The organism is Pseudomonas sp. Pse35, from assembly GCF_024519715.1.
Taxonomy (GTDB): Bacteria; Pseudomonadota; Gammaproteobacteria; order Pseudomonadales; family Pseudomonadaceae; genus Aquipseudomonas; species Aquipseudomonas paracarnis.
On sequence record NZ_JALJRP010000001.1, the window covers coordinates 1 to 25,996 of the forward strand.

The window sequence follows — 25,996 nt, forward strand, 5'->3', positions numbered from 1 at the left end:
GCACTCCAGCGGGAGCAAGCTCCCTCGCCACAGTCAAACTGTCTAGGTTGGCACCTGCTCACGCCGCATCCACCGCTCGAACGCCATGGCATTGAGCGGGCGGCTGATCAGGTAGCCCTGGGCCGTGTCGCAGTTCCAGCGTTTGAGCAAGGTGAGGCTGTGTTCGAACTCCACGCCCTCGGCGACCACCTTGAGCCCCAGGCTATGACTCATCTCGATGGTGGAGCGCACGATCACCCCGTCGCCGCTGGTGCTGTCGAGGTTGCGCACAAAGGACTGGTCGATCTTCAGCTCTTGCACCGGCAGGCGCTGCAACTGTGCGAGGGAGGAGTAACCGGTGCCGAAATCATCCACCGACAGGCTGATCCCGCAATTGCGCAGCTGCTCCAGCACGCTGAGGGCCTGCTGCGGGTTGTGCATAATGGCGCTCTCGGTAATCTCGAAAATCAAATGCTCGGCGCCCACATGGTATTGGGCCAATAGCGCGGTGACGCGAATGGCCAAGTCATCATCCGCCAAGTCGTTCACGGAGATATTCACCGACAGCTGGATAACCAGCCCACGCTGCGCCCATTCGGCAATCTGGCGGATGGCTTCCTCGATCACCCACAGGGTCAGGGCACCCATGCTGCCAGTGCGTTCGGCCAACGGAATGAACTCCCCCGGAGACACTTGCCCCAGCGTCGCGTGTTGCCAGCGCAGCAAGGCTTCGGCCTGGCCCACGTGCCCGTGCCGCAGGTCGAGCTTGGGTTGGTAGCACAGGAACAACTCGCCTTCGATCACGGCGCGGCGCAAGTCGCGAATCAGGGTGATCTGGCGTTGGTGGGCGAGGTCGCGGTCCGGTTGGTAGATCTGCAAATGCCCCGGCAGGTTGGCCGCGTCGTGCCGGGCGATGGCCGCGCGGTTGATCAACTCTTCCACCTGCTGCCCATCAGCAGGGTACGCGGCGATGCCGATACTCACCTCATGGCGCACTTCGTCATTGCCGATGCGCAGGGGTTCGGTCAACGCCCCATGCAACTGGTCGGCGCGGGCCACGGCAGAGTCGATCTCGGTGTTTTCCAGCAACAACAGAAACTCACTGCCGGCGATGCGCGCGGCGGTGTCGCTGGCCAACAGGCTGCTGGACAAGCAGCGGCTGGCCTCGCACAACATGTGCTCGACACCTTCGGGGCCGAACCCTTCGTTGATGACTCGGTAGTTTTCAATCCCCACGTACAGCAACACCACCGACCGCCGTGCGCTGATCGCACTGCCCAGGCGCTCCATGGCCAAGGCACGGTTGGGCAATCCGGTGAGCGGGTCATGCAAGGCATTGTGGGCCAGTTGCCGTTCGCGCAGGGCGATGCCGCTTTGCATGGCATTGAACGCCCGCGCCAGCAGGCCGAACTCGTCGTGGCTGCGCACCCGCACCGGGGTGCGGTAGTCACCGGCCCCGATCCGTTCAGCGGCTTGCACCAGCGCATTGAGCGGGCGTGACACTCGCCGCGCCAGGAATAAGGCCACCGCCAGCGAGACCAGCAGCACCGCCAGGGCAATCCCCATGAACTGCCGGTCCAGCGGCGCGAAGGATTCCAGCGCATGGTCCAGCGGGCTTTGCAGCAACACGCGCACTTCATCGCCTTCGCCGCTGTTGGCCAAGGGCAACACTTGGCTGAGCACACGCTGGCCATGGAACAGCTGGATCTTCGCCTCAGGATCGACCTGCGTGCCATGCAAGAGGCTGATAATGCTTGGGCGCCAATTGCCAGGGTGGGTGGTGAACAGCTGACCGAGATGGCCGTCCTGCACACTGAGGAACGACACCTCCAGGTTGCTCATGGAGCGCAGTTCATGGGCGAATTGCGTGTCCATGGGAAAGCCCATGACCACGCGTGCGATCGGCACAGGCCCGAGCACATCTTTTTGCACCAGCAAATAGGGGCGCCCGGCCATGGCGACGATCAACATTTGCTGGCCGCTGCGCCGCGCCTTGCGCAAGGCATCGGCATACGGGAACAACTGGCCCCGCGTCTGCACCAGCAGGGTACTGACCATGACCCTGTCATCCAGGCCCAGCACCACCACTTCGCTGGAACTGACCCCGGTGCCATGGGTGCCCAGGGCCTCCAGGATCGGCACCGTCCGGCCGCCGGCCACCGCCTGCTTGAACGGCCCATCGGCGGTCAGCCAGTCCAACCCGTACTGCAAGCGCCGCCCGCGCAGGTCCAGCAGGCGCTCGAACACCTGCCGCCCGGTGTTCAACTGTACGTCGGCCTGATTCTCCACCGCACGGGTGGTGGCAGCGTGCACGGCAAAATAGGTGGCGGCCACGACCACCAGCAACAACAGCGCCAGCACCCCGGCTATGCGGGTCTGAAACGTGTGGCGCCAGTGCATGGCCGCGCCCTCGGGCCGCGCTCGTCGCTCTTGGCCGTGCTTTCCTTGTGTCATACGCGTCCCTGCCGACTGCTAACCGGCGTCAAAAAAACATCCTTTTTTATGGGGAATTTTATTAAAGCAGGTTAGCTGGGACTGGGGATAAGTAAACCCAATAAAAGCTGGGTCTAGCCGTCACATTATTGACGATCAGTTCGAAAAGCGGAGGGGTAAAGTACGTTGACCGCAACCCTCCCGTTATTTCATGCAAATTGTTGCTAACGACGCCCCCCCATTGAAACCACCGCAACCCCGCCCCATCTAACCTGCATACTTACTGATGCAGGTGCCCCATGAGCGACCAGCAAGAATTTCCAGATTACGACCTCAACGATTACGCCGACCCCGAAAACGCTGAAACCACCTCGTCCAATACTGGCCTGGCCCTGCCTGGGCAAAACCTGCCGGACAAGGTCTACATCATCCCGATCCACAACCGGCCGTTTTTTCCGGCACAAGTGTTGCCGGTGATCGTCAATGAAGAACCCTGGGCCGAAACCCTGGAGCTGGTGAGCAAATCCGACCACCATTCCCTTGCGCTGTTTTTCATGGACACGCCGCCCGAAGACCCACGGCACTTCGACACCTCCGCCCTGCCGCTGTACGGCACCCTGGTGAAGGTGCACCACGCCAGCCGCGAGAACGGCAAGCTGCAGTTCGTCGCCCAGGGCCTGACCCGCGTGCGCATCAAGACCTGGCTCAAGCACCACCGCCCACCTTACCTGGTGGAAGTCGAATACCCGCACCAGCCCAGCGAGCCGACCGATGAGGTCAAGGCCTACGGCATGGCGCTGATCAATGCGATCAAGGAACTGCTGCCCCTCAACCCGCTGTACAGCGAAGAGTTGAAAAACTACCTCAACCGCTTCAGCCCCAACGACCCGTCGCCGCTCACTGACTTTGCCGCCGCCCTCACCTCGGCGACAGGTAATGAGCTGCAGGAAGTGCTGGACTGCGTGCCCATGCTCAAGCGCATGGAAAAAGTGCTGCCGATGCTGCGCAAAGAGGTGGAAGTCGCGCGCCTGCAAAAAGAACTCTCCGCCGAGGTAAACCGCAAGATCGGCGAGCACCAGCGTGAGTTCTTCCTCAAGGAACAACTCAAGGTCATCCAGCAGGAGTTGGGCCTTACCAAGGACGATCGCAGCGCCGATGTCGAACAGTTCGAACAGCGCCTGCAAGGCAAAGTGCTGCCGGCGCAAGCGAAAAAACGCATTGATGAAGAACTGAACAAACTGTCGATCCTGGAAACCGGTTCGCCGGAATACGCCGTCACGCGCAACTACCTGGACTGGGCCACCTCGGTGCCGTGGGGCGTGTACGGAGAAGACAAACTCGACCTCAAGCACGCGCGCAAAGTGCTCGACAAGCACCATGCGGGCCTGGATGACATCAAGAGCCGCATCCTCGAATTCCTAGCGGTGGGCGCCTACAAGGGCGAAGTCGCCGGTTCCATCGTATTGCTGGTAGGCCCGCCGGGCGTGGGCAAGACGAGTGTGGGCAAGTCCATCGCCGAATCCCTGGGGCGGCCGTTCTATCGCTTCAGTGTCGGCGGCATGCGCGACGAGGCCGAGATCAAGGGCCACCGGCGCACCTACATCGGCGCCCTGCCTGGCAAGCTGGTGCAGGCGTTGAAAGACGTGGAAGTGATGAACCCGGTGATCATGCTCGACGAGATCGACAAGATGGGCCAGAGCTTCCAGGGCGACCCGGCGTCGGCGCTGCTCGAAACCCTGGACCCGGAGCAGAACGTCGAATTCCTCGACCATTACCTGGACCTGCGCCTGGACCTGTCCAAAGTGCTGTTCGTGTGCACCGCCAACACCCTGGACTCAATCCCCGGTCCGTTGCTGGACCGCATGGAAGTGATTCGCCTGTCGGGCTATATCACCGAAGAAAAAGTCGCCATCGCCAAGCGCCACTTGTGGCCCAAGCAGTTGGAAAAAGCCGGCGTGGCCAAAAACAGCCTGACCATCAGCGACGGTGCCTTGCGCGCCTTGATCGACGGTTATGCGCGAGAGGCCGGCGTGCGTCAGTTGGAGAAACAGCTGGGCAAACTGGTGCGCAAGGCGGTGGTAAAACTGCTGGATGAGCCTGACTCGGTGATCAAGATCGGCAACAAGGACCTGGAAAGCTCCCTGGGCATGCCGGTATTCCGTAATGAGCAAGTGCTGTCCGGCACCGGCGTGATTACCGGCCTGGCGTGGACCAGCATGGGCGGCGCCACCTTGCCGATCGAAGCGACGCGCATCCACACGCTCAACCGCGGCTTCAAGCTCACCGGGCAGTTGGGTGAAGTGATGAAAGAGTCCGCCGAAATCGCCTACAGCTACATCAGTTCCAACCTGAAGTCGTTTGGCGGCGATGCGAAGTTCTTCGACGAAGCCTTCGTGCACTTGCACGTCCCGGAAGGCGCCACGCCGAAAGACGGCCCGAGCGCCGGCGTGACCATGGCCAGTGCGTTGCTGTCCCTGGCCCGCAACCAACCGCCGAAAAAAGGCGTGGCGATGACCGGCGAACTGACCTTGACCGGGCATGTACTGCCGATTGGCGGGGTGCGCGAGAAGGTGATTGCGGCGCGGCGCCAGAAGATTCACGAGTTGATCTTGCCGGAGCCCAACCGTGGCAGCTTTGAAGAGTTGCCGGACTATTTGAAGGAAGGGATGACGGTGCACTTTGCCAAGCGGTTTGCGGATGTGGCGAAGGTGCTCTTCTGATAAATATCCAGACCTGATCATTCCCACGCTCTGCGTGGGAATACATCCCGTGACGCTCCGCGTCACAAAGCGGACGCGGAGCGTCCAAGGCAACGTTCCCACGCAGAGCGTGGGAACGATCGGCCAACGCAAAACCCCACCTTGTCACACCTTGTCTCATCTTCGGTTATGCTCCCCCTTCGTCGTGTATTAACGGAGCCTTCATGACCGCTGCCCGCCTGTTTCTCCCCTTGAGCCTTGCCCTGCTGGCCGGATGCGCCAGTGCCCCCAAGCAAAACGTCAGCGTGGACAACCAGAGCGCCTGCCCGCTCCAGCTTAAAAACGGGCAAAACCTGATCCTCACCCTGCCCAGCAACCCCACCACCGGTTACCGCTGGGCCATCCAGGACTCCGCCGGCGGCGTGTTGCGCGCCTTGAGCCCCGAGGTCTACAGCAGCACCGAGTCCGGCGTGATCGGCGGGGGCGGCCAGTCCACCTGGCGCTTCCAGGCGTTTGCCGCAGGGCAAGGGCGTTTGCGCCTGACATCCCAGCAACCTTGGGAGCCGGAGGCCGAACCTGTCGAAACCTTTGACTGCGCCATTACGGTGAACTGATATGCCATGGCTGATCCTTGCCTTGATGGGCGCCGGCACCTTTGTCTATGGCCTGGCGACCCATGCGACGCTGCTGTGCCTGCTGGTCAAGCCACTGCCGGTGCTGGCGCTGCTGGGTTGGCTGCATGACGCGCCGCCCACCGAGTATCGACGCTGGATCAGCCTGGGGTTGATTTTTTCCGTGGTGGGCGACGTGCTACTTGCCTGGCCAGGCGACCTGTTTATCTTTGGCCTGGGCGCGTTTCTGTTCGCGCACCTGGCCTATCTCAAAGCCTATTTCAGTGACTGTCGGCGCTTGGCGCTGCTGCCGCTGGTGCTGGCCCTCGGCGTAGGCGCAATCTTGCTGAGCATCCTGATCTCCCACGGCCTCGGTGAGCTTTTGATACCGGTGGTGGTTTACGCGCTGGTGATCAGCGCCATGCTCTGGCGTGCGTTGGCGCGACTGGGCAGCGAGGTGCCCAAGCGTTCAGCGTGGCTGGCGGCGGCGGGTGCGGTGTCGTTTGTGGTTTCCGACGCGCTGATCGGCATCAATCGGTTTGTGCTGGCGTTCGAGGCAGCGCCGTATTTGCTGATCGCCACCTACTGGCTCGGGCAATGGGGCATCACCGCCTCGGCTTTCCATCAGACAACCCGCGCATCCGAGGGCCAACTTGGCTAAAATGCCGGCCTTTCCCCCACCGTCGCCGGAACAACCGTGAGCAAAGAACCCGATCGCCTATTCGCCCAGCCCCTGCCCCAGGTGCCGGACTTCGCCTTTAACGAGGATGTGGTGCGGGTGTTCCCGGACATGATCAAGCGCTCGGTGCCGGGTTACCCCACCATCGTCGAGAACCTCGGCGTGCTGGCCGCGCAATTTGCCCAGCCCCACAGCGTGCTGTATGACCTGGGCTCTTCCCTGGGGGCCGTGACCCAAGCCCTGCGCCGCCATGTACGCACCGAGGGTTGCCGGGTGATCGCCGTGGACAACTCCGCCGCGATGGTCGAGCGCTGTCGCGAATACCTCAATGGCCAGGACTCGATGTTCCAGGAGTTGCTGCCCGTGGAGGTGATCGAGGGCGATATTCTCGCCCTGCAATTCAAGCCCGCCTCGGTGGTGGCCCTGAACTTCACCCTGCAATTTATCGCCCCCCAGGAGCGCCTGGCGTTGCTGGGGCGCATTCGCCAGGCGCTGCTGCCGGGCGGGGCCTTGATCCTCTCGGAAAAGCTGCGCTTTAACGATGTTGAAGAGCACGCGCTGCTGACCGACCTGCATATCGCCTTCAAGCGCGCCAACGGCTACAGCGAGCTGGAAATCGCCCAGAAGCGCAGCGCCATCGAAAACGTCATGAAGCCCGACAGCCTCGAAGAACACCGCGAACGCCTGCTGGCGGCCGGGTTCTCGAAAGTCGTGCCGTGGTTCCAGTGTCTTAACTTTGCCTCGTTGATTGCCTTGCCATGATTGATTTGTCCCCCCTCGCCCGCCACCTGGTAGGCACTCCTTTGGCCGTGTGGGCCCAGGGCCTGCAAGCGCAGCTCGATAGCAAGATGGAAAAAGGCCATGGCGACCTGGAGCGCTGGCAGAGCGCCTTGGATGCGCTGCCGAAGATCCAGCCCAACAGCGTAGATTTGCTCAACGGCCTGGTGCTGGACACCGATTGCGACGACGCCACCCGCGCGCAGATGCACACGGCGCTGATGGGCCTGAGCCCCTGGCGCAAAGGCCCGTTCCATCTGTTCGGCGTGCATGTGGACACCGAGTGGCGTTCGGACTGGAAGTGGTCGCGGGTCGCGCCGCACCTGGACCTCAAAGGCAAGCGCATCCTCGATGTGGGCTGCGGCAACGGCTACTACATGTGGCGCATGCTCGGCGCCGGGGCCGACAGCGTGATTGGCGTGGACCCCAACTGGCTGTTCTTCTGCCAGTTCCAGGCGGTGCAGCGCTACTTGTCCGAGCCCAAGGCCTGGCACTTGCCGTTCCCGTTCGAAGACTTGCCGGCGAACCTGGAAGGCTTTGACACGGTATTTTCCATGGGCGTGTTCTACCACCGCCGCTCGCCCATCGAGCATTTGCTGGCGTTGAAGGACACCCTGGTCAAGGGCGGCGAGTTGGTGTTGGAAACATTGGTGGTGGAAGGCGACCAACAACAAGTGCTGGTGCCAGAAGACCGTTATGCCCAGATGCGCAACGTGTGGTTCCTGCCGTCGGTACCGGCGTTGATGCTGTGGCTGCGCCGGGCCGGGTTCAGTGATGTGCGGTGCGTGGATGTGAGCGTGACCACGGTTGAGGAGCAGCGTGGAACGCAGTGGATGAAGTATCAGTCGCTGAGTGATTTCCTGGACCCTGAGGATCACAGCAAGACCATTGAAGGGCTGCCGGCGCCGATGCGGGCGGTGATCATCGCTCGTAAATGACACCACTATGATCGTTCCCACGCTCTGCGTGGGAATGCCTCTTGTGACGCTCTACGTCACGCTTTGGGACGCAGAGCGTCCTGTGCTGCGTTCCCACGCAGAGCGTGGGAACGATCATCACGGTTTAGCTCGTCGGGCTTTGAAGAACTCGCTCAGGACAGCCCCACACTCCTCGGCCAATACCCCGCCCTCAAACAACACCCGATGGTTTAGAAAACCCTGGGTAAAAAACTGCCCCTGGCTTTGCACGATGCCCGCCTTCGGCTCCAGCGCGCCATACACCACACGCGCAACCCGCGAATGCACGATCAAACCCGCGCACATGCTGCACGGTTCCAGCGTCACGTACAGCGTGCTGCCCACCAGCCGATAGTTGCTGATCGCCTGAGCAGCGGCGCGGATCGCGACCATTTCGGCATGGGCGCTGGGGTCGTTGCCACTGATGGGGCAGTTGAAGCCGCGGCCGATGATTTCACCGCCCTGCACCAGCACCGCACCCACCGGCACTTCGCCCAATGCAGCGCCTTGGGCGGCGAGCGCCAGGGCTTCGCGCATAAAGTCCTGGTCGCGGCTGCGGTCGATAATCGCGGCGGGACGAATCTGGCGCATCACGCCACCTCGATGGCGGCCATCAGGCCGGTTTCCATGTGGTCGATCACATGGCAATGGAACATCCACACCCCTGGGTTATCCGCCACCAAGGCCACGCGGGCGCGTTCGTTCTTGCCCAGCAGATAGGTGTCGGTGAAATACGGGATCACCTTGTGGCGGTTGGACGCAAGCACCTTGAAGCTCATCCCGTGCAGGTGGATCGGGTGCTGGTATTGGGTCATGTTCTTCAATTCGAAAATGTAGCTCTTGCCCTTCTCCAGCTTGGCAATCGGGCGGTCGGCACAGGTCTTGTCGGTGATGTCCCAGGCCTGGCCGTTGATCTGCCACAGGCTCGGCGGCTTGCCGTTTTCGACGTTGACCGACACTGAGCCGACCCATTCGAAATTGAAGTTGAGTTTCTCGGCATTGGCCAGGTCTGGCTCGGCAACCGGGTTGGCCGGCAATGCCGGTGGCCATGCGGTAGGCGCGTCGGTATTGGCGACAGAGCGGAAGGTGCCAAGGCGCACCGGGCCGTTGCGCAGCGACAGTTCTTCGCCCGCCGGTGGCGCCTTGATCGCCAGGCAAATGCGCATGCCCGGGCCCAGCCAATATTCCTTGCCCAACGGGCGCGGCTCGATGGGGTTACCGTCCAGGGCATAGATCTGCGCTTCGACGCCAGGAATATTGAGGCGATAAGTCAGGGTGTTGTCGAGGTTGAGTAGGCGCACGCGGGTGATTTGCCCAGCCGGCAGGTCGATCACCGCCTGGGGCACGCCGTTGATAGTCGAGAGGCGCCCGGCCGTGCCGCCACGCGCCGCTTCACGGGGGATGCTGAACTCGACAAATGCGCCCTCTTCGTCGATGTGCCAGTTCTTCAGGCTCAAGGTGCGCTCGTACTGGAAACCGGTGGGTTCGCGCTCTTCCACGATCAACGGGCCGACGAGGCCACGGCCGAGTTCTTCGCTGCTGCTCACGTGAGGGTGATACCAGTAGCTGCCGGCATCGGGCACGCGGAATTTGTAGTCGAAGTATTCGCCAGGCAGCACCGGCAATTGCGAGACGTAGGGCACGCCGTCCATTTCCAGCGGCAGGCGGATGCCGTGCCAGTGGATGGTAGTGGCGACTGGCAGATGATTGATAAAGCGCACCCGCAGCCATTCGCCTTGGCGCACCCGCAACTCGGTGCCCGGCGCCGATGGGCCGAACGCCCAGGCCAGGGTCTTGTGCCCCGGCACCAACTCTACGTCCAGGGGCGCGGCGATCAGCTCGTAATCGTGCCCCGCCTCGGACTCAGCGACTTTCCCCAGCCAGTAGCGGTAGCCACCGCCGGCACCGACGCCTACTACGGCCAGGCCAGCAAGACCACCCAGGATTTGTCGACGGGAAAAGGATCGGGACACAACAACCTCGCGTATCTGCCGCAGGCCAAGGGCCCGCAAAGGGCTGATACGATACACCTGCGTCGGCTAAACAGTAAGACTTCGCATTGCCGCACATTGAAAACACCGAAGACTCATCGTGTGGGAGCTGGCTTGCCTGCGATTGCAGTGGGCCAGCTACGAATACGTAAACTGACGCTCCGCTATCGCAGGCAAGCCAGCTCCCACAATGATCTTCATTGTTTATCAGTGCTTCGCAGCGGCCAGAATCAGGGCTTTCATCTCGGCCACTGCGCCTTTGAAACCGACAAACAACGCGTGCGCCACCAGGGCGTGACCGATATTCAGTTCGTTGATGCCCTTGATCGCAGCCACGGCTTCGACGTTGTGGTAATGCAAGCCATGGCCGGCATTGACGATCAAGCCTTCGTTGAGCCCGCAGTTCACGCCGTCGATGATGCGTTGCAACTCATCGGCCACTTCAGTCGGCGTGGTGGCATCGGCATAACGGCCAGTGTGCAGCTCGATGGCCGGGGCGCCGACACGGCGGGAGGCTTCGATCTGGCGTTCGTCGGCGTCGATAAACAGCGAGACTTCACTGCCGATCCGCGACAGGCGTTCCACCGCCGCCTTGATCCGCGCTTCCTGGCCAGCGACGTCGAGGCCGCCTTCGGTGGTCAACTCCTGGCGGGTTTCCGGTACCAGGCAGATATGCGCCGGGCGGATGCGCTCGGCGAACGCCATCATTTCTTCGGTCACGCCCATTTCGAAGTTCATGCGGGTTTGCAGCACGTCCTTGAGCAGCAGTACATCGCGCTCCTGGATGTGGCGGCGGTCTTCGCGCAGGTGCACGGTGATGCCGTCGGCGCCCGCTTCTTCGGCGTCCAGCGCGGCCTTGACCGGGTCAGGGTAACGGGTGCCCCGGGCCTGGCGCAGGGTGGCGACGTGGTCGATGTTGACGCCAAGAAGAATGCGATTGCTGGTGGTCACGGAAGCGCTCCTGAAAAGGGAAAGAATCGGTGCACAGCATACACGGGGACGTCAGGGCTTTCGAAACAACTCGCGACTGACCAGCGGCCGTCCGCCCAGGTGCACGGCCAGGGCCTGGCGCATCAGGCGCTTGGCGGCGGACAGCGCACCGGGAGCGTGCCAGTCGGCTTCGCTCATGGCCAGCAGTTCGGTGCCCTGAAACAGGCCGGGCTGCAGCAGGTACACACGCTCAAGCCCCGCATCGACTTGCAGGCGATACATGCCATCGGCGGCGATGGGCTCCCCGTGCAGGTCGTTGGCCAGTTCGAAGCCGTAGCCAAGGTCGTCGAGCAAGCGCCATTCGAAAGCGCGCAGCAGCGGTTCCAGCGGACGGCCTTCAGCGAGGGCCAGCAAGGTGGCAGCGTAGTGATCGAAGACCGCCGGGTGCGGGTCTTCGGCGGGCAACAGGCGAATCAGCAGTTCATTGAGGTAAAGGCCGCTGAACAGCGCATCGCCATTCAGCCAGGCCGAGGTGCCAACGCTTTCCAGGCGGCCGACGTTTTTCAGCTCGCCCTTGCCGCGAAACTCCACGTCCAGCGCCACGAACGGCCGCGCCAAGGTACCCGCCTTGCCCCGTGCGCTGCGCAAGACTGCGCGCAGTCGGCCTTGGGGCGTGAGGAAGTCCACCAACGCACTGGTTTCGCGGTAGGCGCGGCTGTGCAGGACGTAGGCGGGTTGGCTGGGGGGTGGGGATTGCGACATGAGACGGGGAATCTCTAAAGAAGGAGAGCGCTTGTGTGGCGAGGGGAGCTTGCTCCCGCTGGGCTGCGAAGCAGCCCCTCTAGCAGCCACCGAGTTATACCTGAAAAACCTCGTCGACCTTGTTGGGGCCGCTCCGCGGCCCAGCGGGAGCAAGCTCCCTCGCCACAGCAAGCCCGCCAGTCACTGTGCAACCCGTTACAGGTCGCCATAGCCCAGAGAGCGCAACGCACGCTCATCATCGGACCAGCCACCCTTAACCTTCACCCACAGGTTGAGCATGATCTTGGAGTCGAACAGCAGCTCCATGTCCTTGCGCGCTTCGGTGCCGATGCGCTTGATACGCTCGCCCTTGTCGCCAATGATGATTTTCTTCTGGCCGTCGCGTTCGACGAGGATCAGCGCATGAATGTGCAAGGTCTTGCCCTGCTGCTTGAACTCTTCGATTTCGACGGTGATCTGGTACGGCAGCTCGGCGCCCATCTGGCGCATGATTTTCTCGCGGACCAGTTCGGCGGCAAGGAAGCGGCTGCTGCGGTCGGTGATCTGGTCTTCCGGGAAGAAGTGCTCGTTTTCCGGCAGGTAACCGGCGATCACGCGCTCCAGGGCTTCGAGGTTGTGGCCGTGCTGGGCCGAGATCGGCATGATCTGGGCGTTCGGCAGTTGTTCCTGCAACCAGGTCAGGTGCGGCATCAGCTCGGCTTTGTCTTCGATACGGTCGGTCTTGTTCAGCGCGACGATCAACGGGCCGGTCACGTATTGCACACGCTCGAGGACCATCTGGTCTTCGTCAGTCCACTTGGTGCGGTCGACCACGAAGATCACCACGTCGACGTCTTTCAACGCGGCCGAGGCGGTCTTGTTCATGTAGCGGTTCAGGGCTTTCTCGCCGCCTTTGTGCATGCCAGGAGTATCGACATACACCGCTTGCACGTTGCCTTCGGTCTTGATGCCCAGCATGTTGTGGCGGGTGGTCTGGGGCTTGCGCGAGGTGATCGCGAGCTTCTGGCCGAGGATGTGGTTGAGCAGCGTGGACTTGCCCACGTTCGGGCGGCCGACGATGGCAACATAGCCACAGCGTGTTGCGGTTGAATCAGTCATGGCCATTCTCCACGCCCAGGGCAATCAGTGCTGCAGCGGCCGCTACCTGTTCGGCAATACGACGGCTCACACCCTGACCTCGGCTTTTTTCGTTCAATAAAGTGATTTCACATTCCACGAAGAACACCCGGCAATGGGGCTCGCCCTGGATATCCACCACTTCGTAGCGTGGCAGTTCGCAACCGCGGGACTGCAGGTACTCTTGCAGGCGGGTCTTGGGATCCTTGTTGGTATCTACCAGCGTCAGGCTTTCGATTTCCGAGGCCAGCCAGGCGACAACGCGCTCCTTGGCCGTCTCCATGCCTGCATCGAGGTAGATCGCACCGATCAAGGCTTCCAGGGCATCAGCCAGGATTGACTCGCGACGGAAACCGCCGCTTTTCAACTCACCGGAACCCAGCCGCAGGTACTCGCCCAGGCCAAAGCCTCGGGCCAGCACGGCCAGGGTCTCGCCTTTCACAAGGCGTGCGCGCAGGCGCGACAGCTGGCCTTCTCGCGCTTGGGGGAAGCGCTCGAACAGCGCCTCGCCGGCGGCGAAATTGAGGATAGCGTCACCGAGGAATTCCAGGCGCTCGTTATTGCGCCCTGCAAAGCTGCGATGTGTGAGGGCAAGGACCATCAATTCCTGGTCCTTGAAGGTGTAGCCGAGCTGACGCTCGAGACGACTTAGAGAAACGGTCACGGTTTATCCATATCTAGTTGATGGCACCGGCGGCCATCGACGATTGACGCAGTGTTCAAATTCAAATCCTGATGGGTACCGGGCATCGGAAAATGTCCAAGCCCCAGAAAAGCATTCGGCGCTGTGTTCACAGCGCCGCTTGTATTACTTGATCAGCCCGACCCGCGAGAAGTTCGGCAGGTGGCTGAGCTTGGGTTCCGGCCAACTCATCCAGACCGCGAAGGCTTTGCCGACAATGTTCTCGTCCGGCACCATGCCCAGCAGATCCTTGGGAATGTTGGGGTCATCCCAGTAGCGGCTGTCGTTGGAGTTGTCCCGGTTGTCGCCCATCATGAAGTAGTGCCCGGCAGGCACTTTCCACTGGCCATCCGGCATCGCACGGTAGCGGCTCATTTCCTTGCGGATTTGGTGCTCCACCGCACCGAGTTTTTCCTGGTACAGCTCGGCGCTGCCCAAGGTATTCGGCTCGGCGCCCAACAGCTTCTCGGCCACCGACTCACCATTGATGAACAGGCGCTTGTCGCTGGTGTAGCGCACCACGTCGCCCGGCAGGCCGACGACTCGCTTGATGTAGTTGACGTTCGGGTCGCTTGGGTAGCGGAACACCATCACATCGCCGCGCTGCGGGTCACCTACCGGGATGACTTTCTTGTCGATCACCGGCAGGCGAATGCCGTAGGAAAACTTGTTCACCAGGATGAAGTCGCCCACGTCCAGGGTGGGTTTCATCGACCCCGAAGGGATCTGGAACGGCTCTACCAGAAACGAGCGCAGCACCAGCACGATGAACAACACCGGGAAGAACGACTTGCCGTACTCAACCAGCAAGGGCTCTTTGTTCAGCTTCTCGACCACCACCGCATCGGGCTGGCTGACGCTGCCCTGATAGGAAGCGATGGCCGCCCGACGACGCGGGGCGAAGAACACCAGATCGAGCAACGCCAGGAGACCACAGACGGCAACGGCAATGACCAGCAACAGCGGGAAATTTAGTGACATAGGACCTAACTATCCAACCTGAGCACCGCAAGGAAGGCTTCTTGTGGAACTTCCACGTTGCCTACTTGCTTCATGCGTTTTTTACCGGCCTTTTGCTTCTCAAGCAGCTTGCGCTTACGGCTTACGTCACCGCCGTAGCATTTGGCCAGTACGTTCTTTCTGAGAGCCTTGACGGAAGTCCGTGCAATGATCTGCCCGCCGATGGCGGCCTGGATCGCGACGTCGAACATCTGGCGCGGAATCAGTTCTTTCATCTTCTCGGTCAGTTGGCGACCTTTGTAGTGCGCGTTGTCCTTGTGCACGATCAGTGCCAAGGCATCTACCTTGTCGCCGTTGATCAACACATCCAGTTTCACCAGATTAGCCGATTGGTAACGATCGAAATGGTAGTCCAGCGAAGCATAGCCGCGACTGGTGGACTTGAGACGGTCGAAGAAGTCCAGGACCACTTCGTTCATCGGCATATCGTAGGTCACTTGTACCTGGGTACCGAGGAACAGCATGTCGCGCTGCACGCCACGTTTTTCGATGCACAGGGTAATGACGTTGCCCAAGTGTTCCTGCGGTACCAGGATATTGGCCCGCACGATCGGCTCGCGCATGTCTTCGATGGCCGACAGGTCCGGAAGCTTGGAGGGGTTGTCGACGTAAATCGTTTCACCGGTTTTGAGCAGCAACTCGAAAATAACGGTTGGCGCGGTGGTGATCAGGTCCAGGTCGTATTCGCGCTCGAGGCGCTCCTGGATGATCTCCATGTGCAGCATGCCCAGGAACCCGCAACGGAAGCCGAAGCCCAGGGCGTCGGAGCTTTCCGGGGTGTACTGCAACGACGAGTCGTTGAGGGTCAGTTTTTGCAGGGCTTCGCGGAAATCTTCGAAGTCATCGGAGCTGACCGGGAACAGGCCGGCGTAGACCTGTGGCTGGATGCGCTTGAAGCCGGGCAGCACGTCGACGTCTGGCGTGGAGCTCAGGGTCAGGGTGTCACCCACTGGTGCACCGTGAATATCCTTGATGCCAGCGATGATGAAGCCTACTTCACCGGCTTTCAGATCAGTGGTCGCGGTGTGTTTCGGGTTGAATACACCGACGCTGTCCACCAGGTGGATCTTGCCAGTGGACTTGACCAGGATCTTGTCGCCCTTCTTCACACGGCCATGGCGCACGCGCACCAGGGACACAACGCCCAGGTAGTTGTCGAACCAGGAGTCGATGATCAACGCTTGCAGCGGATCTTCGTAGTTGCCGGTCGGCGCGGGAATGGTGTGCACCAGACGTTCGAGCACTTCGTCGACACCCAGGCCGGTCTTGGCGCTGCAGGTGACGGCGTCGGTGGCATCGATGCCGATGATCTTCTCAATCTCTTCCTTGACGCGCTCAGGCTCGGCCTGGGGCAGGTCGATCTTGTTGAGCACGGGCATGACTTCCAGGCCCTGCTCGATCGCGGTGTAGCAGTTGGCAACCGACTGCGCCTCGACGCCCTGGCCGGCATCGACCACCAGCAACGCACCTTCACAGGCCGCCAGCGAACGGCTGACTTCGTAGGTGAAGTCAACGTGGCCAGGGGTGTCAATGAAGTTCAGTTGGTAAGTGATGCCGTCTTTGGCCTTGTAGTACAGCGTGACGCTGTGGGCCTTGATGGTGATCCCGCGCTCGCGTTCGAGGTCCATGGAATCCAGTACCTGGGCTTCCATTTCACGCTCGGCAAGGCCGCCGCACATCTGGATAAATCGATCGGCCAGCGTCGACTTGCCATGGTCAATGTGGGCGATGATGGAGAAATTGCGGATATGACTCAAATCACTCACGGATCAACACTCAAAAAGGCTGCAGGCAGATTGCCCGCTGAAAAATAGCCGGGAATTGTACCTGATGCTCAGGCCAGACGTCATCTTTGCTGACCAATACAAAAAAGCCCCACTTTAATGGGGCTTAAAATTGTAGGAGCGAGCTCGCTCGCGAAAATCGCCAACGATAACGCGCTTATTCTGGATAAACGCTGCGTTTCGCAGACTTTCGCGAGCAAGCTCGCTCCTACAGTGAGTGGCATTTAGCGAGCGCGGCTTCAACCCGCCCGGCGCAGCAGCCAGAACCCGGCCACGGCACAAATAGCTGTTGGCACCAGCACCGCAAACAGCGGCGAGAAGCCGAATACCAGGCTCGACGGCCCAAGCAAGTCCTGGGCGATGCGGAAGGTGAAGCCCACCAGCACGCCGGTAAATACCCGTTGGCCCAGGGTCACGGAACGCAATGGCCCGAAAATGAAGGAGATCGCCATCAACACCAAGGCCGCGGTAACCACCGGCTGCAAGACTTTCACCCAGAACGCCAGCCAGTAGCGGCCATTGTTCAAACCCTGCTCCTTGAGGTAGTGGATATAGCTCCACAAACCGGAGATCGGCAGGGCTTCCGGCACCATGACCACGGTGTTGAGCAACTCCGGCTTGAGGGCGATATCCCACTGTTCGGTCGGCACATTGACCACTTCGGTGCTGGACTGGGTGCCCTGGCCCACGTTACGGAAGTGCGTGGTGGTGACGTCGCTCAGTTGCCATTGCTCGCCACTGTACTGCGCGCGCTTGGCGAAGCTGGACGACAACATGTGCCGTTCTTTGTCAAAGGTGTAGCGGGTCACCCCGATCAACAGGCCACCCGGTTGCACGGCGTTGATGTGGATGAACTCGTCACCCTGGCGGTGCCACAGGCCGTGCTTGGCGCTTTGCGCATCGCCCGAACCCTGGGCCAGGGCGCGATTGGCCTGGGCGGTGGCTTCGGCCGGTGGCGCGACGTATTCACCGATCAGCACACTGCAGGCCATCAGCAGCAGCATCGGCTTCATCACCGCCCAGACGATACGGCCGATGGAAACCCCGGCGGCGCGCATGATGGTCAGCTCGCTGTTGCTGGCCAGGGTGCCCAGGCCGATCAGGCAGCCGATCAGCGCGGCCATTGGCATCATGTCGTAGAGGCGGCGCGGCGCGGTCAGTGCGACGTAGCTCAGCACGTCCGTGACTGTGTAAGTGTCAGTAACGTTGCCCACTTCATCAATGAAGGCGAACAGCAAGGCCAGGCCGAGAATGATGCCCAGTACCGCCAGGATGGCGATCAGTACGCTAATGCCGATGTAGCGATCAAGCTTAGCCACGGGCCAACTCCTTCAGGCCACGACGGCTCTTCATTTTCAAACGGATAGGTTCCCAGTAAAGCAGCCCCAGGCCGATCATCAGGAAAACCCCGTGCACCCACCACAGGCCCAAGGCCGGTGGCAACTTGCCCTTCTCCAGGGAACCACGGGCAGAAATCAGGATGGTCAGGTAGGCCATGTACAGCAGGATCGCTGGCAGCAACTTGAGGAAACGCCCTTGGCGCGGGTTGACGCGCGACAGCGGCACGGCCATCAGGGTCACGATAAACACCAGCAGCGGCAGGGACAGGCGCCATTGCAACTCGGCGATGGAGCGCAACTCCGGGCTGCCGAACAGCGATGAGGTGGGCAGTGCGTCGCGGTCGGTGACCTCGTCACTGATCTCGGCCTTGGGCAGCATGACGCCATAGGTGTCGTACTTGATCGCCCGATAATCCGCCAGGCCAGGGCTGCCGTCGTAGCGGTAGCCGTTTTCCAGGATCAGGTAGCGATTGCCATCGGGACGGATTTCCTGGCGACCGCTGTCGGCCACCAGAATCGAAATACCCCGATCCTTCTGGTTCTGACCGAGGTTCTTCTGGGAGATGAACACGCCGCCAAGGTTGGAGCGGTCGTCGGTCATGGTTTCGGTGTAGGTCACCCGCGAACCGTCGCTGAGCGACTGGAAGCGACCGGGCTCGAGGGTGTCGAACTCAGTCATCGCATCCTGCTTGTTCAGCAGCAGCTGGAATTGCATGGCCCCCTGGGGCGCCAGGCTCATGCTCAACCAGGCCACCACCAGGGCAACACCGGCGGCAGGCACCATGGTCATGGCCAGCAGGCGCTGCTGGCTCATGCCGGTGGCCGACAGCACGGTCATCTCGCTTTCCAAGTACAGCCGGCCATAGGCCAGCAATATGCCGAGAAACAGGCCAAGCGGCAGGATCAACTGGAGCATGCCGGGCATCCGGTAGCCCATGATCAGGAACAGTGAGCCCGGATCCAGGGCGCCAGCGGCGGCTTGGGCCAGGAACTTGACGAAACGACCACTCATGATGATGACCAGCAACACCGCACTCACGGCACTCAGGGTCAACAGGACTTCGCGGGACAGATAACGGAAGACAATCAAACCAGACACTCCAGGGTTGTCAGGCTAAGGCGGCCAAACAAGCAAGCATACCGAGTCGACCCGCTTACCACGGGCCGGCTAAAAAGATGGCGCATTATCCTGTGATTGACCTCGCCTGTCACGGAGCTTACTCATGCGCACGCACAAAGCGTGCGCCAAGGGTTGTCAGGCTCCGTTGGCGAGGTTCAAACTGCGGCCTTTGTCGCTGGCGGTTTACAACGCTGCCGAGCTTTAAAGCCGGAGTACAAGCTCCCGGCTCACAGACCTTGATAAGGGACCCGAAAATGGAATTGGTTGTAAAAAGCGTTAGCCCCGAAACGTTGAAAACCGCCACCCTCGTGGTCGCTGTCGGCGAAGGCCGCACACTCGGCGTCGCCGCCAAGCAACTGGACGAACTGAGCGGCGGCGCTATCAGCGCAGTGCTCAAGCGCGGCGACCTGGCCGGCAAGGTCGGCCAGAGCCTGCTGCTGCAGAGCCTGCCCAACCTTAAAGCCGAGCGCGTTTTGCTGGTGGGCGTGGGCAAGGATGCCGAACTGGGCGACCGTCCGTTTCGCAAGATCGTCAGCGGCATCCTCACCACCCTCAAGGGCCTGGGCGGCAGCGATGCGGTGCTGGCGCTCGATGAAATCGTGGTCAAGGGCCGCGACAGCTACGGCAAGACCCGCCTGCTGGCCGAGTCGCTGGTGGACGGCGGCTATATTTTCGACCAGTTCAAGAGCCAGAAAACCGAACCGCGCGCCCTGAAGAAAATCACCCTGCTGACCATCAAGGCCGCCCAGGCTGAAGTCCAGCGCGCCGTCACCCACGCCCAGGCCATCGCCAACGGCATGTCGTTCACTCGCGACCTGGGCAACCTGCCGCCGAATATCTGCCACCCGACATTCCTGGGCGAACAGGCCAAGGCATTGGGCAAAGAGTTCAAGGGCTTGAAGGTTGAGGTACTGGACGAGAAGAAGATCAAGGACCTGGGCATGGGCTCGTTCTATGCCGTGGGCCAGGGCAGCGACCAGCCGCCACGCCTGATCGTGATGCAATACAACGGCGGCAAGAAGTCCGAGAAGCCTTACGCCCTGGTAGGTAAAGGCATCACTTTCGATACCGGCGGCATCAGCCTCAAGCCCGGTGCGGGCATGGACGAGATGAAGTACGACATGGGCGGCGCCGCCAGCGTGTTCGGCACCCTGCGTGCCGTGCTGGAACTCAAGCTGCCGATCAACCTGGTGTGCATTTTGGCCTGCGCCGAGAACATGCCGAGCGGCGGCGCGGCTCGCCCAGGCGATATCGTCACCACCATGAGCGGCCAGACTGTGGAGATCCTCAACACCGACGCCGAAGGCCGCCTGGTGCTGTGCGATGCCCTGACCTACGCCGAGCGCTTCAAGCCCCAGGCCGTGATCGACATCGCGACCCTGACCGGCGCGTGCATCGTTGCCTTGGGTTCCCACACTTCGGGCCTGCTGGGCAACAACGACGAACTGATCGAGCAACTGCTCAGCGCCGGCAAGGCCGCCGACGACCGCGCCTGGCAACTGCCGCTGTTCGATGAGTACCAGGAACAGCTCGATAGCCCGTTCGCCGACATCGCCAACATCGGTGGCCCGAAAGCCGGCACCATCACCGCGGCCTGCTTCCTGTCGCGCTTTGCCAAGAACTTCAACTGGGCTCACCTGGACATCGCCGGCACGGCCTGGACCAGCGGCGGCAAGGACAAGGGCGCCACTGGCCGTCCGGTACCCCTGCTGACCCAATACCTGCTGGATCGCGCCAAAGCTTAAGCGGCCCCGGCCCTTCTGTAGGAGCGAGCTTGCTGTGGCGAGGGAGCTTGCTCCCGTTGACTGCGTAGCAGTCCCCGGCTTTTTAGGGGCACTGCGCACCACAGCGCAAGCAAGCTTGCTCGCCACAGCAAGCTCGCTCCTACAGAGGGGCAACCAGGCCAGCCCCAGGATTTCCAATGCCCCAAGTCGACTTCTATATATTGCCCAGCGCCGATCCTCTCGCGCGCCTGGACTTTGCCTGCAAACTCACTGAAAAAGCCTGGCGCATGGGCCATCGCATCTACCTGCACTGCAGCGATGCCGCCCAACGTGAAGAACTTGATGCCCGTCTGTGGCGATTCAAGGGCGAAAGCTTCGTGCCCCACGGCCCCGCCGAATCCGAACCTGAAAGCCTGGTAGTCCTGGGCTTGGGGGACAATTGCGGCGATCACCATGACTTGCTGGTCAACCTCGACCTGAAAGTACCGGCCTTTGCCCAAGCGTTCGCCCGTGTGGCGGAAGTGGTAGTGGAAGACCCGGCTATTCGTCAGGCTGCGCGGGAGAGTTTCCGTTTCTACCGTGAACAGGGCTATCCTCTGCAAGATCACCGGCTACAACGACTTTGAGTACATGATGGACACTCCCAACCCGCTGAAAAAAGACGAACACCTGCTGGACGACCTGGAGTCGATCCGTCAGTTGCTGGGTGATGACAACCTGCAACCGCCGCTGCTGACCGAGACGGTCGAGGGTGAGGTACAGATTCCGCTGTTGTTCGACATGGTCGGCGGCAAGCCTGCCGCGCCGGCACCTGCGATTGCAGAACCCGCTCCAGCCGCCGAAAAAGCCCCCGACGCCCTGCTGCTGCACCTGGACAACGAACTGCGCGCCGCTGCGCAATTGATCATGCAGGATGTGATCGATGACTTTGCGCCGCATATCGAGGCCGAGATCAAGCGTCGGATGGATGCGCGGATGGAGCGGTTGCTCAGCCAATACCAGTCTTAAACCTTGCATAGACCCCTATGGGAGCTGGCTTGCCTGCGATGGCGGCGCATCAGTCGCCGAAGATGCTGACTGAAACACCGCCATCGCAGGCAAGCCAGCTCCCACATTAATTCTGCATCGGTCTTAACCGTCTTCGCCTCGCCCTCGCCCCTATCCCCCGTTATACTTGCCGGCTTTCCTGAATAAATGCCAACTAGGGTCCCGCCGCGCATGGATAAGACCTACCAGCCCCACGCTATCGAAACTTCCTGGTACAACACCTGGGAGTCCGAGAACTATTTCGCCCCACAAGGTGCGGGCGACTCGTACACCATCATGATTCCGCCACCGAACGTCACTGGCAGCCTGCACATGGGCCATGGCTTCAACAATGCGATCATGGATGCGTTGATCCGCTTCCGCCGCATGCAGGGTCGCGACACCCTGTGGCAACCGGGCACCGACCACGCCGGTATCGCCACCCAGATGCTGGTGGAACGCCAACTGGAAGCCACCGGCCAGAACCGTCACGACCTGGGTCGCGAGAAATTCCTGGAGAAAGTCTGGGAATGGAAAGACCAGTCCGGCGGCAATATCAGCCGTCAGATCCGTCGCCTGGGTTCGTCCGTAGACTGGAGCCGCGAGCGCTTCACCATGGACGACGGCCTGTCCGAAGCCGTTAAGGAAGCCTTCGTGCGCTTGCATGAAGACGGCCTGATCTACCGCGGCAAGCGCCTGGTCAACTGGGACACCAAGTTGCACACGGCCATTTCCGACCTTGAAGTGGAAAACCACGACGAGAAAGGCTTCCTGTGGAACCTCAAGTACCCGCTGGCCGACGGCGCCAAGACCGCTGAAGGCAATGATTACCTGATCGTCGCCACCACCCGACCGGAAACCATGCTCGGCGATGCCGCCGTCGCCGTTAACCCGAACGACGAGCGCTACCAGGCGCTGATCGGCAAATTCGTCGAACTGCCACTGGTTGGCCGCCGTATCCCGATCATCGCGGATGACTACTGCGACCCTGAGTTCGGCACCGGCTGCGTGAAAATCACCCCGGCCCACGATTTCAACGACTACGAAGTCGGCAAGCGCCACAACCTGCCGTTGCTGAACATCTTCGACAAGAATGCCGCCGTATTGCCGGCCTGCCAGGTGTTCAACCTGGACGGCACGCTCAACGACAGCATTGACGGCAAGATCCCGGCCGAATACGCAGGCCTGGACCGTTTTGAAGCGCGCAAACAGATCGTTGCCGCCTTCGACGCTGCCGGTTTGCTGGTCAGCGTTGACGACCACGGCCTGAAAGTGCCGAAGGGCGACCGCTCCGGCACCGTGATCGAGCCGTGGCTGACCGACCAGTGGTACGTGTCCACCAAGCCGCTGGCAGAACCTGCGATTGCCGCCGTGGAAGATGGCCGCATCCAGTTCGTGCCTAAACAGTACGAAAACATGTACTTCTCGTGGATGCGCGACATCCAGGACTGGTGCATCAGCCGTCAGCTGTGGTGGGGCCACCGTATTCCGGCCTGGTACGACGAGTCGGGCAAGGTCTATGTAGGCCGCGACGAAGCCGAAGTGCGTGCCAAGCACAACCTCGGCGCGGACATCGCGCTGCAACAGGACAACGACGTACTGGACACCTGGTTCAGTTCGGGCCTGTGGACCTTCTCTACCCTGGGCTGGCCGCAGCAGACCGAGTTCCTGAAGAAATTCCACTCAACCGACGTGCTGGTCACCGGCTTCGACATCATTTTCTTCTGGGTTGCCCGGATGATCATGCTCACCATGCACCTGGTGAAGAACGAAGACGGCACCCCGCAGGTACCGTTCAAGACCGTGTACGTACACGGCCTGGTACGCGACGGCCAGGGCCAGAAGATGTCCAAGTCCAAGGGCAACGTCCTGGACCCGCTGGACATCATCGACGGCATCGACCTGGAAACCCTGGTGCAGAAACGCACCTCGGGCCTGATGCAGCCGAAACTGGCGAAAAAGATCGAGAAGCAGACCCGCGACGAATTCGCCGACGGTATCGCCAGCTACGGCACCGACGCCCTGCGCTTCACCTTCTGCTCGCTGGCCTCCACCGGTCGCGACATCAAGTTCGACATGGGCCGCGTCGAAGGCTATCGCAACTTCTGCAACAAGATCTGGAACGCGGCGCGCTACGTGCTGGACAAAGGCGAAGACTGCGGCCAGAACGGCGAAGCCTATGAGCTGAGCCTGGCGGATCGCTGGATCATCTCGCAGTTGCAGCGCACAGAAGCCGAAGTGACCCGCCAGCTCGACCAGTTCCGTTTCGACCTGGCCGCACAGGCCCTGTACGAGTTCATCTGGAACCAGTATTGCGACTGGTACCTGGAACTGTCCAAGCCGGTACTGTGGGACGAAAACGCGCCGGTCGAACGCCAGCGCGGCACCCGTCGCACCCTGGTGCGCGTGCTGGAAGTGGCGTTGCGCCTGGCGCACCCGTTCATGCCGTTCATCACCGAAGAAATCTGGCAGCGCCTGGCGCCGCTGGCCGGTATCGAAGGCAAGACCATCATGCTGCAACCTTGGCCGGTGGCCAACGAAGCGCGCATCGATGAGGCCGCCGAAAGCGATATCGAATGGCTCAAGACTCTGATGCTCGGCACACGTAACATCCGCGCCGAGATGAACATCGGTCCGGGCAAGCCGCTGGCCGTGTTCGTCAAGAACGCCAGTGCCGAAGACCAGCGTCGCCTCAGCGAGAACGATGCGCTGCTCAAGAAGCTGGCCAAGCTGGAGTCGATCACCGTATTGGCTGCCGATGCCGAAGCACCGTTGTCTGCCACCGCGTTGGTGGGTGATATGGAAGTGCTGGTGCCGATGGCCGGCCTGATCGACAAGGGCGCGGAACTGGCCCGCCTCGACAAGGAAATTGCGCGTCTGCAAGGCGAAGTGCAGCGAGTGGGCGGCAAGCTGTCCAACGCGGCGTTCGTTGACAAGGCGCCGGCTGAAGTGATCGAGAAAGAACGCGCCAAGTTGGCCGAGGCTGAACAGGCCTTGGGCAAGCTGGCGGAGCAACATGCGCGGATTTCCAGCCTGTAAGGGGAAACCGTGTAGAGAAAGAGGCCTTCGGGCCTCTTTTTTTTGTCCAGGAAAACGACACCATTTCCCAATCAAAACCCTATCCCTGTGGGAGCTGGCTTGCCTGCGATACTGACGACTCGGTGTATCAGGCAGACCGAGGTGATGCTATCGCAGGCAAGCCAGCTCCCACATTTGACCGAGTTGTGTTCAGGAATGTGTGACAATGCCCACCACATTGAGCCAACACCAGAATCATCATGACCGCCCCCACTACGCCCAAACCACCGCGCAAGAAGCCTAAAACCGCCGCCACGGCCAAACCCGTCGCGCCGCGCAAAGAGGCCACCCTGCACCCGCGCAACCGCCACACGGGCCGTTACGACTTCCCGGCGCTGATCAAAACCACGCCGGAACTGGCGCAGTTCGTGATCATCAACCCCTACGGCAAAGAGAGCATCGACTTCGCCAGCCCGGATGCGGTGCGGGTGTTCAACCGGGCACTGCTCAAGTCGTTCTATGGCATCCAGCATTGGGACATCCCTGCCGACTACCTGTGCCCGCCGGTGCCGGGGCGTGCCGACTACGTGCACTTCCTCGCCGACCTGCTGGCCAGCGTCAACGACGGCAAGATCCCGCGGGGCTCGATCGTCAAGGTGCTGGACATCGGTATGGGCGCCAACTGCGTGTACCCGCTGATTGGCTATATGGAGTACCGCTGGAACTTCCTGGGCTCGGAGGTCGACCCGATCGCCGTGTCCGCCGCCAAGGCCATCGTGCAGTCCAACGACCTGAGCAAGGTCATCCAGCTGCGCCAGCAACCCAACCCCAAGCAGATCCTGTTGGGCCTGCTGGAGCCGGGTGAGCGCTTTGACCTTACGATGTGCAACCCGCCGTTCCATGCATCCATGGACGAAGCCACCAAAGGCAGCGAGCGTAAATGGCGCGCCTTGGGCAAGGCCGACCCGAAACGCAAGTTGCCGGTGCTCAACTTCGGTGGTCAATCGGCCGAACTGTGGTGTGAAGGTGGCGAAGCGCGATTTGTGACGCAACTGATCGCCGAGAGCGCGCATTTTGCGCATAAAGTGCTGTGGTTCAGCACCCTGGTGTCCAAAGCGTCCAACCTGCCGGCGATCGAAACCGCGCTGAAAAAAGCCGGCGTGCTGGAAAGCCAGGTGGTGGAGATGTCCCAAGGGCAGAAGCAGAGCCGCTTTGTGGCCTGGACATTCCAGACCAAGAACGAGCAGCAGATCTGGCGCCAGCGCTGGGTTCGATAAGAATCATTGTGGCGAGGGAGCTTGCTCCCGCTGGAGTGCGCAGCGCTCCCAGGATTTTGAAAAAAAAAAAAA

Annotated in this window: 21 protein-coding genes; 10 read left to right on the forward strand and 11 right to left on the reverse strand. The window is 61.3% G+C overall.

What is annotated here, in order from left to right:
- Positions 1-42 precede the first annotated feature (42 nt).
- Positions 43-2,379 carry a putative bifunctional diguanylate cyclase/phosphodiesterase gene (locus tag OC445_RS00005; RefSeq protein WP_054897756.1) on the reverse strand — a complete coding sequence of 779 codons (2,337 nt, stop codon included), beginning with the start codon at positions 2,377-2,379 and terminating at the stop codon, positions 43-45.
- Positions 2,380-2,711: 332 nt separating this feature from the next.
- Here OC445_RS00005 and lon point away from each other — a divergent pair, with 332 nt between their 5' ends.
- From lon to cmoB, 5 genes are all read left to right on the forward strand, one after another.
- Positions 2,712-5,132 (forward strand): endopeptidase La, encoded by a 2,421-nt coding sequence (gene lon / locus OC445_RS00010; protein ID WP_054897755.1) that lies wholly within the window; start codon positions 2,712-2,714, stop codon positions 5,130-5,132.
- Between the two features lie 203 nt (positions 5,133-5,335).
- Positions 5,336-5,725, forward strand: a complete 390-nt coding sequence (locus OC445_RS00015; protein WP_054897754.1) for a protease inhibitor I42 family protein — start codon at positions 5,336-5,338, stop codon at positions 5,723-5,725.
- Between the two features lies 1 nt (position 5,726).
- Complete coding sequence (locus OC445_RS00020; protein WP_054897753.1) at positions 5,727-6,383, forward strand: lysoplasmalogenase; 657 nt, start codon at positions 5,727-5,729, stop codon at positions 6,381-6,383.
- A gap of 36 nt (positions 6,384-6,419) precedes the next feature.
- Complete coding sequence (gene cmoA, locus OC445_RS00025) at positions 6,420-7,163, forward strand: carboxy-S-adenosyl-L-methionine synthase CmoA (RefSeq protein ID WP_047712669.1); 744 nt, start codon at positions 6,420-6,422, stop codon at positions 7,161-7,163.
- Entirely contained in the window at positions 7,160-8,116 is a 957-nt protein-coding gene (gene cmoB, locus OC445_RS00030) for a tRNA 5-methoxyuridine(34)/uridine 5-oxyacetic acid(34) synthase CmoB (protein ID WP_054897752.1), read from the forward strand. Before cmoA ends, cmoB begins: the two co-directional genes overlap by 4 nt.
- 117 nt (positions 8,117-8,233) lie before the next feature.
- Here the strand turns inward: cmoB and tadA are convergent, their stop codons facing one another.
- From tadA to lptF, 10 genes are all read right to left on the reverse strand, one after another.
- Complete coding sequence (gene tadA, locus OC445_RS00035) at positions 8,234-8,725, reverse strand: tRNA adenosine(34) deaminase TadA (RefSeq protein WP_054897751.1); 492 nt, start codon at positions 8,723-8,725, stop codon at positions 8,234-8,236.
- Positions 8,725-10,107: a multicopper oxidase family protein gene (locus OC445_RS00040; RefSeq protein ID WP_054897758.1), complete on the reverse strand. Its 1,383-nt coding sequence runs from the start codon at positions 10,105-10,107 to the stop codon at positions 8,725-8,727. Before OC445_RS00040 ends, tadA begins: the two co-directional genes overlap by 1 nt.
- Before the next feature lie 225 nt (positions 10,108-10,332).
- Positions 10,333-11,076: a pyridoxine 5'-phosphate synthase gene (gene pdxJ, locus OC445_RS00045; protein WP_003188860.1), complete on the reverse strand. Its 744-nt coding sequence runs from the start codon at positions 11,074-11,076 to the stop codon at positions 10,333-10,335.
- A gap of 51 nt (positions 11,077-11,127) precedes the next feature.
- A complete protein-coding gene (recO, locus tag OC445_RS00050) occupies positions 11,128-11,817 on the reverse strand; it encodes a DNA repair protein RecO (RefSeq protein WP_034128656.1) in 690 nt (229 codons plus the stop codon).
- A 195-nt stretch (positions 11,818-12,012) separates the two neighbouring features.
- Positions 12,013-12,915, reverse strand: a complete 903-nt coding sequence (gene era / locus OC445_RS00055; protein ID WP_005785147.1) for a GTPase Era — start codon at positions 12,913-12,915, stop codon at positions 12,013-12,015.
- Positions 12,908-13,597 (reverse strand): ribonuclease III, encoded by a 690-nt coding sequence (gene rnc / locus OC445_RS00060; protein WP_003188856.1) that lies wholly within the window; start codon positions 13,595-13,597, stop codon positions 12,908-12,910. Before rnc ends, era begins: the two co-directional genes overlap by 8 nt.
- 144 nt (positions 13,598-13,741) lie before the next feature.
- The gene (gene lepB / locus OC445_RS00065; RefSeq protein ID WP_003188855.1) at positions 13,742-14,596 is read right to left on the reverse strand and encodes a signal peptidase I; all 855 of its coding nucleotides are present in this window, start codon (positions 14,594-14,596) and stop codon (positions 13,742-13,744) included.
- A gap of 5 nt (positions 14,597-14,601) precedes the next feature.
- Positions 14,602-16,401 (reverse strand): translation elongation factor 4, encoded by a 1,800-nt coding sequence (gene lepA, locus OC445_RS00070; RefSeq protein ID WP_032877619.1) that lies wholly within the window; start codon positions 16,399-16,401, stop codon positions 14,602-14,604.
- Positions 16,402-16,658: 257 nt separating this feature from the next.
- Positions 16,659-17,738 carry an LPS export ABC transporter permease LptG gene (gene lptG, locus OC445_RS00075; protein ID WP_003188851.1) on the reverse strand — a complete coding sequence of 360 codons (1,080 nt, stop codon included), beginning with the start codon at positions 17,736-17,738 and terminating at the stop codon, positions 16,659-16,661.
- Positions 17,731-18,849: an LPS export ABC transporter permease LptF gene (gene lptF, locus OC445_RS00080; RefSeq protein ID WP_034128657.1), complete on the reverse strand. Its 1,119-nt coding sequence runs from the start codon at positions 18,847-18,849 to the stop codon at positions 17,731-17,733. Before lptF ends, lptG begins: the two co-directional genes overlap by 8 nt.
- Before the next feature lie 284 nt (positions 18,850-19,133).
- Here lptF and OC445_RS00085 point away from each other — a divergent pair, with 284 nt between their 5' ends.
- The 5 genes from OC445_RS00085 (at position 19,134) to rlmF (ending at position 25,924) form a co-directional block, all read left to right on the forward strand.
- On the forward strand, positions 19,134-20,624 hold the full coding sequence (locus OC445_RS00085; RefSeq protein WP_072447568.1) for a leucyl aminopeptidase: 1,491 nt from the start codon (positions 19,134-19,136) through the stop codon (positions 20,622-20,624).
- Positions 20,625-20,800: 176 nt separating this feature from the next.
- Positions 20,801-21,229: a DNA polymerase III subunit chi gene (locus tag OC445_RS00090; protein ID WP_034128659.1), complete on the forward strand. Its 429-nt coding sequence runs from the start codon at positions 20,801-20,803 to the stop codon at positions 21,227-21,229.
- A 7-nt stretch (positions 21,230-21,236) separates the two neighbouring features.
- Positions 21,237-21,611: a hypothetical protein gene (locus tag OC445_RS00095; RefSeq protein WP_057976113.1), complete on the forward strand. Its 375-nt coding sequence runs from the start codon at positions 21,237-21,239 to the stop codon at positions 21,609-21,611.
- Positions 21,612-21,821: 210 nt separating this feature from the next.
- On the forward strand, positions 21,822-24,668 hold the full coding sequence (locus OC445_RS00100) for a valine--tRNA ligase (protein WP_054897749.1): 2,847 nt from the start codon (positions 21,822-21,824) through the stop codon (positions 24,666-24,668).
- A 239-nt stretch (positions 24,669-24,907) separates the two neighbouring features.
- Positions 24,908-25,924 carry a 23S rRNA (adenine(1618)-N(6))-methyltransferase RlmF gene (gene rlmF, locus OC445_RS00105; RefSeq protein ID WP_034128662.1) on the forward strand — a complete coding sequence of 339 codons (1,017 nt, stop codon included), beginning with the start codon at positions 24,908-24,910 and terminating at the stop codon, positions 25,922-25,924.
- The last annotated feature ends 72 nt before the right edge of the window (positions 25,925-25,996 follow it).